This is a genomic window from Pseudomonas sp. FSL R10-1350 (assembly GCF_009600525.1).
Classification (GTDB): domain Bacteria; phylum Pseudomonadota; class Gammaproteobacteria; order Pseudomonadales; family Pseudomonadaceae; genus Aquipseudomonas; species Aquipseudomonas helleri.
Map to the genome: position 1 here is coordinate 91,870 of NZ_WIVR01000001.1, position 13,821 is coordinate 105,690.

10 protein-coding genes and 2 pseudogenes are annotated in these 13,821 nt (G+C 56.7%); 8 read left to right on the plus strand and 4 right to left on the minus strand.

Features of this window, described 5'->3' with window-relative positions:
* Positions 1-72: 72 nt before the first annotated feature.
* Positions 73-972, plus strand: coding sequence for a chemotaxis protein (locus tag GHO25_RS00415; protein ID WP_123751368.1), 900 nt, complete (start codon positions 73-75; stop codon positions 970-972).
* Between the two features lie 5 nt (positions 973-977).
* Positions 978-1,451 carry a GNAT family N-acetyltransferase gene (locus GHO25_RS00420; RefSeq protein WP_153330376.1) on the plus strand — a complete coding sequence of 158 codons (474 nt, stop codon included), beginning with the start codon at positions 978-980 and terminating at the stop codon, positions 1,449-1,451.
* Between the two features lie 3 nt (positions 1,452-1,454).
* On the opposite strand, the pseudogene GHO25_RS26785 reads toward GHO25_RS00420, so the two are convergent.
* The 4 genes and pseudogenes from GHO25_RS26785 to GHO25_RS00435 form a co-directional block, all read right to left on the minus strand.
* A pseudogene (locus GHO25_RS26785) lies at positions 1,455-2,450 on the minus strand (methyl-accepting chemotaxis protein); the annotation flags it as partial.
* 309 nt (positions 2,451-2,759) lie between these two features.
* A pseudogene (locus tag GHO25_RS26790) lies at positions 2,760-3,041 on the minus strand (PAS domain-containing protein); the annotation flags it as partial.
* 151 nt (positions 3,042-3,192) lie between these two features.
* Positions 3,193-3,444: a hypothetical protein gene (locus GHO25_RS00430; RefSeq protein WP_153389568.1), complete on the minus strand. Its 252-nt coding sequence runs from the start codon at positions 3,442-3,444 to the stop codon at positions 3,193-3,195.
* Between the two features lie 81 nt (positions 3,445-3,525).
* Positions 3,526-3,867, minus strand: a complete 342-nt coding sequence (locus GHO25_RS00435) for a hypothetical protein (protein ID WP_174479312.1) — start codon at positions 3,865-3,867, stop codon at positions 3,526-3,528.
* A gap of 184 nt (positions 3,868-4,051) precedes the next feature.
* Here GHO25_RS00435 and GHO25_RS00440 point away from each other — a divergent pair, with 184 nt between their 5' ends.
* From GHO25_RS00440 to GHO25_RS00465, 6 genes are all read left to right on the plus strand, one after another.
* Positions 4,052-5,215: an efflux RND transporter periplasmic adaptor subunit gene (locus GHO25_RS00440; protein WP_153389569.1), complete on the plus strand. Its 1,164-nt coding sequence runs from the start codon at positions 4,052-4,054 to the stop codon at positions 5,213-5,215.
* Entirely contained in the window at positions 5,212-8,307 is a 3,096-nt protein-coding gene (locus tag GHO25_RS00445; RefSeq protein ID WP_153389570.1) for a multidrug efflux RND transporter permease subunit, read from the plus strand. The genes GHO25_RS00440 and GHO25_RS00445 overlap by 4 nt, the downstream gene beginning before the upstream one ends.
* Before the next feature lie 8 nt (positions 8,308-8,315).
* Positions 8,316-8,990 (plus strand): heavy metal response regulator transcription factor, encoded by a 675-nt coding sequence (locus tag GHO25_RS00450; protein WP_153330380.1) that lies wholly within the window; start codon positions 8,316-8,318, stop codon positions 8,988-8,990.
* Positions 8,965-10,353, plus strand: coding sequence for a heavy metal sensor histidine kinase (locus GHO25_RS00455; RefSeq protein WP_153330381.1), 1,389 nt, complete (start codon positions 8,965-8,967; stop codon positions 10,351-10,353). The genes GHO25_RS00450 and GHO25_RS00455 overlap by 26 nt, the downstream gene beginning before the upstream one ends.
* Positions 10,354-10,667: 314 nt before the next feature.
* Complete coding sequence (locus tag GHO25_RS00460) at positions 10,668-13,346, plus strand: hypothetical protein (RefSeq protein ID WP_153389571.1); 2,679 nt, start codon at positions 10,668-10,670, stop codon at positions 13,344-13,346.
* A gap of 164 nt (positions 13,347-13,510) precedes the next feature.
* Positions 13,511-13,735, plus strand: a complete 225-nt coding sequence (locus GHO25_RS00465; RefSeq protein ID WP_048367167.1) for a hypothetical protein — start codon at positions 13,511-13,513, stop codon at positions 13,733-13,735.
* Positions 13,736-13,821: the final 86 nt, after the last annotated feature.

Consider the following 13,821-nt stretch of genomic DNA (forward strand, 5'->3'; position numbering starts at 1 on the left):
TCGCGATCGCCTACAGGATTCGCAGCTCGGGTCGATAACCCGGTATTGCTGCCCTTATCTCAGAAGGTATTTATGTCATCCACCCACGCCCGCGCCGACTCGATGTCCTTGCTGCTGTTCACGTTGCGCAGCGGCAAGCTGATGGCGATTAATCTGTTGAAGGTCAGCGAAATCATTCCGTGCCCGCCGCTGACCAAAATGCCCGAGTCGCATCCCCATGTGAAAGGCATTGCGGTGCTACGCGGTGCCTCGCTGTCGGTCATCGACCTGAGCCGCGCCATTGGCGAGCAACCGTTGCTCGATCCCGACGGCGGCTGCCTGATCGTGACCGATGTCAGTCGCTCCAAGCAGGGCTTGCACGTGCAAGCGGTGAGCAAAATCGTGCATTGCCTGAGCACCGATATCCGCCCGCCGCCCTACGGTTCAGGCAAACGCTCGTACATCACCGGCGTCACACAAGTGGACGGCGCGCTGGTGCAGGTGCTGGACATTGAGAAAGTCATTCATGGCATCACGCCCGCCCGGATTGAGCCGAACGCTGAAGCCCTCAGCCGTGAAGATGCGCAATTGCTGGGCAAGGCGCGAATTCTGGTGGTTGATGACAGCCAGGTGGCGCTGCAACAGTCGGTGATCACCCTGCGCAACCTCGGTCTGCATTGCCACACGGCCCGCAGCGCGAAAGAAGCCATTGAGCGCTTGCTGGAACTGCACGGCACGCCAGAGCAAATCAATGTGCTGGTGTCTGACATCGAAATGTCCGAGATGGACGGCTACGCCTTCACCCGCACCGTGCGCGAGACGCCAGATTTTGCGCATTTGTACGTGCTGCTGCACACCTCGCTCGACAGTGCGATGAACAGCGAAAAAGCCCGTCTGGCCGGGGCCAATGCGGTGCTGACCAAATTCTCCTCGCCGGAACTCACGCAATGTCTGATCCTTGCCGCCCGTACCGTGGCCGAGCAAGGCGTCTGAGTTCAATGAGTGACCACTGTTTGCTGCTGCGCAAAGACCTGCGCCAGCCTCTGACACCCGTGCCGTGCCCGCAGGGCATGCTGCTGAGCGCCCTCACCCCGGCGCTGCTGCCCCGCGTGCACGCCCTGCTGGAACAAGGCTACAGCGCAGGTCAGGGTGATCTGCAACCGCTGGAGCGCTGGCAGCACGACCTGCTGCATGACGCTGAATACGACCCGCAGCTGTGTTTTGTCAGCCTGCTCGACGGCCAGGTGGTCGGCGTGGCCCTGGCCTGGACCAGCGCTTACCTCAAGGACCTGGTGGTACACCCGCGCCTGCAAGGGCGGGGCTTGGGCGGCGCCCTGCTCAATCAGGTATTCAGTGCGTTCCAGCAGCGCGGTGAAGCCTGTGTCGACCTCAAGGTGATGGAACACAATCACCCCGCCCGCCAGCTTTACGCCAAATTCGGCATGCAACTCATCCGGCGCGAAGCGCTGTAAGCGCTAACGCCGGGTCTGCCAGAATTCTTGCGCCAATGAACGCAGGCTGACAGCCAGCTCCGCCACATCACCGGAACTGCGATGGCTGTGCTGCCCGGCAAGCACAGTGACATCCCCGGCACTGCGAATACCCGCGATGTTGCGATTGATGTCTTCGCTGACCACGCTTTGCTCTTCCACCGCCAAGGCGATTTGTACGCTCATCTGGGTGATTTTTTTCACCTGTTGAGTGATCTCGTCCAGTGCACTGCTGGCCAACTGCGCCTGGCTGACACTGTTTTCAGCATGCTGGCTGCTTTGCTGCATCACCTGCACGGCGGCCCGGGCGCCGTCTTGCAAGGTGAGGATCATCTGCTGGATTTCGTTGGTTGAGTGCTGCGTGCGCTGCGCCAGGCTGCGCACTTCGTCGGCCACCACGGCAAAACCACGCCCCTGATCGCCCGCCCGGGCGGCTTCAATCGCCGCATTCAGCGCCAGCAGATTGGTTTGCTCAGCGATGCTGCGAATGACCTCAAGCACCGATGAGATGTCGCTGCTGTGGCCTTCCAGGTGGTGGATGACCTCGGTTGCCCGAACCAGCTCGCCTGCCAGGTGCTGCACCGAACTGCGGCTCTGCATCACCAACTCATGCCCTTCACGGGTTTCGTTTTCGACCCGGTCAGCCGCTTGCGAGGCTTGCTGGGCATTGTTCGCGACTTGCGCCACGCTGGCGCTCATTTCATGAATCGCCGTGGCCACCTGATCAGTTTCATGTTGCTGACTAAGGGTGCTGGAGTGGCTGCTTTCGAGGTGCTGCACCAGCTCACTGGCATGCCCGGCCAAGCGTTGCGACGCATCACCGATACGCCCCACCATTGCACCGGTCTGGGCTTCGAGCATCTGCAGGGCAAATGCGATCTGCCCCATCTCATCTCGCCGCCCGGTATAGATGTGCTGGCTTAGCGGGTTATGGCCGACGTCTTGAGCGCGGCGGGTCAAGGCATTAAGTGGGCGCAGCAGCCAGGCAATCGCCACCGAGCTCAACAGGCTGCCGGTCAACCAAATGACCACGCCGGCCTGCCAGTCGATAGACGGCAGCAAAACAGTGACCAACGTCGTCGCCCCGGCAAACACGGCGCTGACAAACAGCGCCAGCTTGCCCGCCAGCCTGACCCGCGGCAGACGCTGCCATAGCGGCGTGCGCCCCGAGCGCAACTCGGCGTAATCAGCCTCGGCCAGTTGCACACACTCAGGGCTAGGACAGGTACGCACCGATTGATACTCAACGATTTCGCCGTTTTTCATCACCGGCGTGACGTAAGCGCTGACCCAATAATGGTCACCATTTTTGCAGCGGTTTTTCACCATGCCCATCCACGAACGCCCGGCCTTGAGGGTCTGCCACATGTGACTGAAGGCTGCAGACGGCATATCGGGGTGGCGCAGCAGGCTATGCGGGTTGCCGAGCAACTCGCTCAGCGAATAACCGCTGACCTTGATGAAGTCATCGTTGGCGTAGGTGATGGCACTGTTCAGGTCAGTGGTAGAAAGGATGTTGGCGTCGGGTGCGAAATCAACAGCTCGGCCGGTAATCGGTAGATTGATTTTCATGACAGCACGCTCAGTTATTAGGGAGTAAGAGTCGGCGGGGCGTCGACTTTATGCTCCCCAATTAACCAAATACTGATCTAGCGCATATCAAAAGGCATTAATACGGCCTATCCGACCAATAGTGGCACAAAGCCACATTTTGTATCATCAATCAGCGTTTGCCCATGGAGCGACGGGTGCCGGGAGGGGCTGCGCCAGGGGTTTTGGTGTGGCCGTGGCCTTCACCTTTTTTGTAATGGCTCTGGCCTTTGGAATTGGCTTTGTTCTTGGCAAATTCAGCAGGCTTGAACGGAAACGTGAACGCAGGGATCACCGGCTTTTGCGCGGTATCCACAGTTGCTTCGTTTTCAGTGGGTTCGGCGCTCACGGCATCAGGAGCAGCCGGTTGTGCAGGAGTTGTCATGAAAGCTCCGGATTACGGGGGAGTGATCGGCCAGTTGGCGCAAGACGCGCAGTATACCTGCCCGATCAACCCGCCGAGCAGTCACCGGTAGGAAATAGTCAGCACGCCGCGCTTGCTGGCCGAGACGTTATCACTGGCTAGTGGCTCGTTTTTAAGCGCTTCAAAGGCCGTGGAAAAGAGCGGCTCAGTGCCATCGGCGCTACGGGCAGCCATGTTAACGGCGATGACAACACCGGGCTCGACCTCAATCAACTTTATGGATTTACTCACGCTAGCCGCGCTGGCCATGGAGAGCTCGTAGGTCGACTCCACGATAGAGCCCTCGAAGTGGATCACCCCGCTAGAGGTTGGCTGAGCATACCCCTCGTTAGAAATCAGGAAAATTGTGCAAGCAGTAAAGCCTAGCGCCAGATTCTTCATCATTCCGCCCCTCTAAATAGGCGCGCAGTGCGCACCCTCTAAAGGAGTATCGACGCTGTTGAATTTTTATTTAGGCTTATCACACTATTTTTATGTTCCTGTCCGTAATGTCAGTTTGCAGTCACTCTGCTGACCGGATTCAACCGCTATAACCCTGACTCTCCCCTTTCCACGCACACGGCCTGGCATGCGCATTCAAATTAAACAAATAGTCCTCGGCACGCTGGTGATTGTTCTGCTCGGCGTAGGCCTCTGGCTGCTCAAACGCCCGGCCTCGCACACCGCTGTCGCGGCTACCGCCGTGCCGGTGCGGGTCATTCAAGTAGTGCAGCAAGACGTGCCGCGCACGGTCAGCGGGATTGGCGCCGTGCTGTCGCTCCACAGTGTGGTCATTCGCCCACAGATTGACGGCATCCTCACCCAGTTGCTGGTCAAAGAAGGGCAAACGGTCCAGGCCGGTGATTTACTGGCAACCCTGGATGACCGCTCAATCAAGGCCAGCCTGGACCAGGCCAAAGCCCAACTGCAGCAAAATCAGGCGCAGTTGCAAGGCGCGCTGATCGACCTCAAGCGCTACCAGTTGTTGAGCGTCGACAACGGCGTGTCCAAGCAAACCCTCGACCAGCAACAGGCGCTGGTCAATCAGCTCAAAGCCACGGCAGTAGGCAATCAGGCGGCAATTGAAGCGGCGCAGGTGCAACTGTCGTATACGCAAATTCACTCGCCGGTCACTGGCCGCGTGGGGATCCGCGCCGTGGACCCGGGCAACTTCCTGCGGGTGAGCGATACCCAGGGATTATTTTCCGTGACCCAACTCGATCCGATTGCCGTCGAGTTTTCCCTGCCCCAACAATTACTGCCCACCTTGCATGAACTGCTCAACGCCAAAGATCCGGCCCTGGTCAAAGCCTTTATTGGCGACGCGGACCACAGCGGCACGCCGTTGGGCGAAGGCCGCTTGAGCCTGATCGACAATCAGGTCTCCGCCACCACCGGCACCATCAAGGTCAAGGCGCAGTTCGATAACCCCACCCATGCGCTCTGGCCGGGGCAACTGGTGAATGTCGAGATTCAAACCGGGCTTGATCAAAATGCCCTGGTCGTCCCCCCGCCCGTTGTGCAACGCGGGCTGGACACTTACTTCGTATACCGGGTCAACGGCGACCACGTCGAAACCGTGCCCGTGCAGGTCCTCTATCAGGACACGGCGTTGAACATCGTCAGCGGCGTCAAACCGGGCGATACGCTGGTCAGCGACGGCCAGTCGCGGCTCAAACCCGGATCAAAAATCGAAACCCTGAGCGAGCCCGCCCTGGCTAACACCGAACACGCCCAGCCGGTGCAACCATGACCCGCAGCCGCTCACTCTCGGCCTGGTGCGTCGATCACCCGATTGCCACGGTGCTGCTGACCTTTGCGTTAGTGCTGTTGGGCCTGATTGCCTTTCCACGCTTACCCGTTGCGCCGCTGCCCGAGGCGGAGTTCCCGACCATACAAGTGTCGGCGCAACTGCCCGGTGCCAGCCCGGACACCATGGCCTCATCGGTCGCAACGCCCTTGGAGGTGCAGTTCAGCGCCATCCCCGGCGTAACCCAAATGACCTCCAGCAGTGCACTGGGGTCAACCACCCTGACCCTGCAATTTACCCTCGATAAAAGCATCGATACCGCCGCCCAGGAAGTCCAGGCGGCGATCAACACCGCGTCCGGCAAGTTGCCCAAAGACATGCCCACGCTGCCCACTTGGCGCAAGGTCAACCCCGCGGACAGCCCGGTGCTGATCCTCAGTATCAGTTCGTTGCAAATGCCCGGCACTGAACTCAGCGATTACGTCGAAACTCTGCTCGCCCGGCAAATCAGCCAGATCGACGGCGTGGGGCAGATCAACATCACCGGCCAGCAACGCCCGGCGATCCGGGTCCAGGCCAGCGCTGACAAATTGGCCGCCATCGGCTTGACCCTCGCCGATATCCGTCTGGCGTTGCAGCAAACCAGCCTCAATCTGGCCAAGGGCGCGCTGTACGGTCCGTCGAGCATCTCGACCCTGGCGACCAACGACCAACTGTTCGATGCCGACGAGTACGGCCAGTTGATCGTGTCATACAAAGACGGCGCCCCGGTGCAGTTGCGCGACGTGGCGCGGGTCATCAACGGCTCCGAGAATGATTATGTGCAAGCCTGGTCGGGCCACCGGCCGGGGGTCAACCTGGTGATTTCGCGCCAGCCGGGGGCCAATATTGTGGAAACCGTCGACCGCATCCAGGCCGCACTGCCCGGTCTGCAAGCCATGCTCCCGGCCTCGGTCGAGGTCACAGTGCTGAGCGACCGCACCCAGACCATCCGCGCCTCGTTGCATGAAGTGGAAATCACCCTGCTGATCGCGGTGCTGCTGGTGGTCGCGGTCATGGCGCTGTTCCTGCGCCAATGGTCTGCCACGTTGATTGTGTCTGCCGTGCTGGGGGTGTCGCTGATTGCCAGCTTTGCCTTGATGTACGTGCTCGGGTTCAGCCTGAACAACCTGACGCTGGTGGCGATTGTGGTGGCCGTGGGCTTTGTGGTCGACGATGCGATTGTGGTGGTGGAGAACATCCACCGCCATCTCGAAGCAGGCGAAAGCATGCGCGATGCAGCAATCAAGGGCTCCAGCGAGATTGGTTTCACCGTGGTATCGATCAGCTTCTCGCTGGTGGCGGCGTTTATTCCGTTACTGTTTATGGGCGGTGTAGTCGGGCGACTGTTTAAAGAGTTCGCCCTGACCGCCACCTCAACCATCGTTATTTCCGTGCTGGTGTCACTGACCCTCGCCCCCACCCTTGCCGCGCTGTTTATGCGCGCGCCGGTGCACCACGCCGATGCCAAACCCGGCTTTGGCGAACGGTTGCTGACCCTATATGACGCTGGCCTGAAACGCGCACTGGCCCACCAGCGGCTGATGCTGGGCGTGTTTGGCGTGACGTTGGCGATGGCCATTGCCGGCTATGTGCTGATCCCCAAGGGCTTCTTCCCGGTGCAAGACACCGGTTTTGTGCTGGGCACCAGCGAAGCCGCCTCGGATATCTCGTTCTCGGACATGACCCAGAAGCATTTGGCGCTGGCCAGGATCGTCGGCGCCGACCCGGCGGTGCAGGCGTTTTCGCATTCGGTGGGCGTGACCGGCAGCAACCAGACCATCGCCAACGGGCGCTTCTGGATTGCCCTCAAAGACCGCGGCGAGCGCGATGTGTCGGCCAGCGAATTTATCGACCGTATCCGCCCGCAACTGGCCAAGGTGCCGGGCATCGTGTTGTACCTGCGCGCCGGGCAAGACATCAACCTCAGCTCCGGGCCAAGCCGCAGCCAGTACCAGTACGTGCTCAAAAGCAACGACGGGCCGACGCTCAATACCTGGACTCAGCGCCTGACCGAAAAACTGCGCACCCTCCCGGCCTTTCGCGACCTGTCCAATGACCTGCAACTGGGCGGCAGCATTACCCACATCAGCATCGACCGCAAAGCCGCCGCGCGCTTCGGCCTAACCGCCACCGATGTCGACGAAGCCCTCTACGACGCGTTTGGTCAACGCCAGATCAATGAGTTCCAGACGGAAACCAACCAGTACAACGTGATCCTGGAAGTCGACAGCAAGCAGCGTGGCAAGGCCGAAAGCCTCAACTACTTCTACCTGCGCTCGCCCTTGACCGGCGAAATGGTCCCGCTTTCGGCGGTGGCCAAGGTCGATGCACCCACCAGCGGCCCGCTGTCGATCAGCCATGACGGCATGTTCCCGGCCGCTAACCTGTCCTTTAACCTCGCCCCCGGCGTGGCCTTGGGTGACGCGGTGCTGATGCTCAATCAGGCGAAAAACGAGATTGGCATGCCAAGCACCATCAGCGGCAATTTCCAGGGTGCCGCGCAAGCCTTCCAAAGCTCGCTGGCCAGCCAGCCGTGGCTGATTCTCGCGGCGCTGGTGGCGGTGTACATCATTTTGGGGGTGCTGTACGAAAGCTTCGTGCACCCGCTGACGATCATCTCGACGCTGCCCTCGGCAGGGCTGGGCGCGCTGTTGATGCTGTGGATATGTGGTCAGGATTTTTCGATCATGGCGTTAATCGGGCTGGTGCTGCTGATCGGGATCGTCAAGAAAAACGGCATTCTGATGATCGACTTTGCCCTCGATGCCCAGCGCACCCGCGGGCTAAGCCCTGAAGAGGCAATCTATGAAGCCTGCCTGACGCGTTTCCGGCCGATCATCATGACCACCCTCGCCGCCCTGCTGGGCGCCTTGCCGCTGATGCTCGGCTACGGCACCGGTGCTGAATTGCGCCAGCCGCTGGGGATTGCCGTGGTCGGCGGCCTGCTGGTGAGTCAGGCGCTGACGCTGTTTACTACGCCCGTCATATACTTGTGGCTCGAACGGATGTTCCATCGATCCCACCCCGCCCGCTCACTGGCGACGGATCACTGAGGCAGGTTATGCGCGTTCTAATTATTGAAGACGAAGAAAAAACCGCTGACTACCTGCATCGCGGGCTGACAGAGCAAGGCTACACGGTGGATGTCGCACGCGATGGCGTCGAGGGTTTGCACCTGGCGCTGGAAAGCGATTACGCGGTGATTGTGCTCGACGTGATGCTCCCTGAACTCGACGGCTTTGGCGTGTTGCGCGCCTTGCGTGCGCGCAAGCAAACACCGGTGATCATGCTGACCGCGCGCGAGCGGGTTGAAGACCGGGTGCGCGGCCTGCGCGAAGGCGCTGATGATTATCTGGGCAAGCCATTTTCGTTTCTGGAACTGGTCGCCCGGCTGCAAGCCTTGACCCGACGCAGCGGCGGCCATGAACCGGTGCAGGTGACGGTCGATGACTTGTGGATCGACCTGATCAGCCGCAAGGCCAGCCGCGCCGGAAGCCGACTGGACCTGACCGCCAAAGAATTTGCGCTGCTCAGCGTACTGGCCCGGCGCCAGGGTGAAATCCTCTCTAAAACGGCGATTGCCGAGATGGTCTGGGACATCAACTTCGACAGCGACGCCAACGTCGTCGAAGTCGCAATCAAGCGCCTGCGGGCCAAGCTGGACGGGCCTTTCGAGCACAAGTTGCTGCACACCATTCGCGGCATGGGTTATGTGCTGGAGCGTCGCAGTGTTTAACCGCCTGAACTCCATCGCGATGCGCCTGAGCGTATTGTTCACGCTGGTGGCCTTGCTGGTGTTTGTGTTGATTGGCGGGGCGCTGTACCAGCAAGTCGACAAGGGCATCAGCATGCTGCCCGAAGCCGAACTGGATGCACGGTTCAGCGTACTGGAGTCGTCGATCAATCGCTTCGGTAACCCCGATCACTGGGCCAAGATCACCTCCAAATTCACCTTGCTCAGCGAAGAAGATAAACGCATCCGCTTTTGGGCCATCAGTAATGACCCCAATTACGAATATGGCTCGCCTGACGCGCAAATACGCGCGTTCGCCCAAGGCCCGACGGGCGTGCGCGACCTGCAATTGCCCGGCGAGGCGTACCCGTTCAAGGTGTTGATCAGCCAGATCCCGGCCAAGGAACAACGCCCGGCGCTGCGATTTCTGATCGGCATCGATACCGAGACCTTTCGCCAAACCCAGCACCACCTGCTGATGGCACTCATCAGCCTGGCGATCATTGGCGTATTGCTGGCGTCTGCCTTGGGTTATTGGGTGGCGCGCATCGGGCTGAAGCCGCTGATCACACTGTCTGACAAAGCCCAGAAACTTGAGCCGCCGCGTTTGTCCGGGCGCTTGCACCTGTCGCCGCTTCCGCCTGAACTGGATCACTTGGTCAATGGCTTCAACTCAACCCTGGACCGGGTTGAACAGGCGTATACCCGTCTTGAGTCGTTCAATGCCGACGTGGCCCATGAACTACGTTCACCGCTGACTAACCTGATTGGCCAGACCCAGGTGGCGCTGACCCGTGGGCGGTCGGCGGAGCATTACTTTGAAGTGCTGCAATCCAACCTCGAAGAACTGGAGCGTCTGCGCAGCATCATCAATGACATGTTGTTTTTGGCCAGTGCCGACCAAGGCAGCAAAGCCAGCAAACTGACCCGCGCCTCGCTGGCGGATGAAGTGGCCACCACGCTGGACTATCTGGAGTTCATTCTCGAAGACGCCCACGTTGCGGTACGGGTCAGCGGCGATGCCCAGGTCAACATCGAAAAAGCCCATCTGCGCCGGGCGCTGATCAACTTGCTCAGCAACGCGGTGCAGCACACTGCGCCTGGGCAGCAGATTGATGTGCTAATCGAGCAAACAGCGCATCAGGCAAGCATCAGTATCAGCAATCCGGGCGAACCGATTGCCGACGAGCATTTACCGCGCCTGTTCGAGCGCTTCTACCGCGTGGACGCGTCACGCCACAACAGCGTTGCCAACCACGGCCTTGGCCTGGCCATCGTCAAAGCCATCGCGCAGATGCATGGCGGCGAAGTGTTTGTGCACACTGGTGAGGGGCGCAATACCTTTGGACTGCATTTGCCAACATGATGAAACTTAAAATATGCGTTGTCCGGATGACTGAACGTTTCGGCACAGTCAAATAAGGAAGTTTTCCAGCGGCTATTATTTATCAGCGCTAAAACAATGACTTAGACATTCACTTAACGTTTCCCATGCTTTTAGTGCGGGTGCCGCCGTATGAATTTACATTCAAAGCACACCTACTAACATCACGAAAACCAAACTACAAACATTACCAGATCGGAAAAAAGCTTCAATACCTAACAGAAGTACCAGTAGAAAAAACCTATTCCTGCCGATAGGCTTTTAATTCGCCCCACGCATTAAGAGCTATTATCATCATGAAAAAAACATTAAATGAAATACCTGATTATAATTTATCCACTTGGATGACTGATCTCGGCATCAAACTTGATAAATTAAAACCGCACCAACTCACCCTCCCCTCAACACATAATGCCGGGATGGATAAAAAAGGGATAGGAGGTCCTGTAGAGGGCTGGATAGCTTGTCAAAATGATACCTTTCCTTTCCAGATCGCGCAGGGTGCGCGCGTGTTCGATTTGCGTGTCAATGCAAGGGTCTATAACGGCACGTTATCTGGCTTTGATTTTTTTCACGGCCCCTTCTCATCTAACCGATCTGTACTGGGGCTCATTAAGGACTGCAATGCATTTTTCAAAAACGACTACAAATCAAAAAAACACGAACTCATTATTTTACAGTTCCAAGAATTTAAAAATTTTCGACCCAGCGACTATGAGCGTTTGCTTACACAACTGACTCAAGGGTTTTCAGGCACTGGCAGCTCAACAAAAATAGTGCCCAGGGCAGCCTCCGACTTAACGATTGGGGATATTCGCAGCCAGTACGCAGGCCACAACATTATCATCGCATCGGATAAATTCGGATCAAACTCCGACGTCTGGAATGACATTACGCACGAATGGATAGGCCATGACATTCCCTCAGAACAAGAACTTGATATTTTCATTGATCAGAAAACTCGGGAGACCAACCAATCCAAACTTTGGTCACTGCAAGTCGTCAGGTACAAAATACTCTATGGCGCCATGGATATCTCCGACTACATCGACAAAAAATTTGAACCTGATGCCCAAGCATTAATTAACAGCAATATTATTAATGTGGATTTTATTGAAAACTCTTCCATCGTCCCTTACTGCATTAGAGCCAGTTTGTATAAAGCTGGTCAACTGATCGATAAAGACCCCCCGTCTCAGCCCACCGTACATGATGAACTCTGGCATAGAGGGTGGAGCACCTATTTCATAACTTTCAATGCCTCCATTGACAACTTTGGTGTCGACCACTACCTCTATTCAATCAATGATGGTGAGAAAATCAAAGTAAACAGTCAAAACACTCCGCGTCAACAGCTGGAGTTCGAGGTTCGTGAAGGACAAGAGTACGAATTAAAACTGTATGCCGTCGACGTGGCCGGTAACTGTTCAACACCGTTGGTCAAAGCCCTTAAAGGGATTGATCCACCAACAGGGAGTGATAAACCTTTACCCCCTGACATTGTTTATTCCAAGCGTGACGGCAAGTATGCGTGCTCAATGCTTATCAAGCATTCCATCTATAACGCCGACCACTATATTTTTGAGATTTATGCAGAGAAGGACATCGTAGACGGCAAGCCCGTAGGTGAGCCTATTCTATGGAATATTGCCTCTCGCTGGGCATTAGGCGTTATGTTTACCAACCTCCCATGCTATGACGCCTACCTGATAACCGCGCATGCTGTAAACAGTTTCGGTCGGACTAGCGATTACGCCATCAAACGCATTGACGCCTATCGCCCCAGTGTGACGCCTCCTTCTCCGCCGTCCAATCTAAGCACCTCATACAATTCGGTCACCCAGCAATTAACGATTAATTTTGACGGTGGCGGTCTGAACCGCACCCACACACTGACCATTAAGACGGACACCGAAAAAACCTACGAATCTTTCTATAGCGGTAACGCTATATCCGTAAGCCTTTCGCTGGACTTTACCCTGACGCTGTTCGCCGTAAACCAAGATGGCAACCAGTCCACTTCAATCACCTATACCGGCAGTACAAAAGAAACCAGCAGCCACGCAGCAACACCTATCAATGGGCAAACAGTGCTTCGCCAGGAACTCACTACAGGCGTTACTACCTGGAAGGGTGGTCACAACATCGTCAAATACAAAATCCACCTTTACGACACCCAGGATGTTCAAGGGGGTGAAAGTGGTGTAGACGGCAAGATTATCGGACAACCGCTTCGAGAAGAGTTTTACTCAGGTAGCGATCTCACCTATACGTTTAACAACTTAATCCCTCTCAAAAATTACCATGTGTTCGTGTGGGGCATAAATGCCTACGGAACCGTGGGAGAAAGAGCCTACAATTCCAACTATACCTATCTGCATGGCGATCCTGCCTGGGATCAGGAATACCCAACCGTGCCTTCTAACCTGTTGGGCCGCTATCGCTACCGGGAAGGTGTACTCAACGTTTTTTGGAACGCCTCTTCGGACAATCGTGGAATATCACACTACGAAGTCACCATTAACAACCAACTCTACAAGGTACTGGATCCTCCCGTCCTGGGCGCTTTTCAATTAACTGTCTCACTGGCTAAAGATATCAACTATCAAGTACATGTTTATGCTGTTGATACCAGTGGCAACCGATCCAGAACAGCCGCGTACTACGGAGACACCTCCAACAAGGACACGCTTTCTTATAGCCCGACCAAAGAGTCAATTGGGTTTACCTACGCGCAACTCGGTATTGCAACGTTTACCTGGGAGTTCATACATACCTCAGAGATCATAAATTTAATCATTGGGGAGCCGGGCGCAACCACCAAGCAACATGTACGAGTGAGCGGCACAGCCACCAAAGCTTCGGTCCCGAATCTCGTGCCTCGCAAGGAGTACATCATCGAGCTATATGGCACAAACAGCTATGGTGTGGCGGGCGAATCCACCACCAAACAATTCTTTATGCCGACCACTTAACACCATGAAGTCTTGAGGCAGCCGGGTGTTGCCCGGCTGTCAATTCACGCCGGTTTGTTACTTAAATCGCAACAGTCCTTGTACGGAATGACGCTGTTTCAATCCCCGTCGGCACTATAGATTTAGCCCATCACACAACACTTGCTCTGCAAGAAGGTCCTGAAATGTCCACCAGTATGGGTATGGCTAGCGTTTTCGTTTTGTCTTCTATGATGTTGTCGCCTCTGGCCATGGCAGAAGAATCCCCTGCGTTCATCGCCAAAAACGAGGCCCGCGCAGCGGCCTTTGAACAGCGTCAAACCGAGCTCGCAGCCAGCCATCAAAATGATGTCAAATCCCAGCAAACACAGGTCAAAGTCAGCCCGGCAGATGAACCAAAAGACAGCTGATTTCACGTGCAAATATTTCCCGACCCAGTCAGTCTGATGACACGTATGTGACTGATTGTTTCAAAAGCCGCTATGATAGCGGCTTT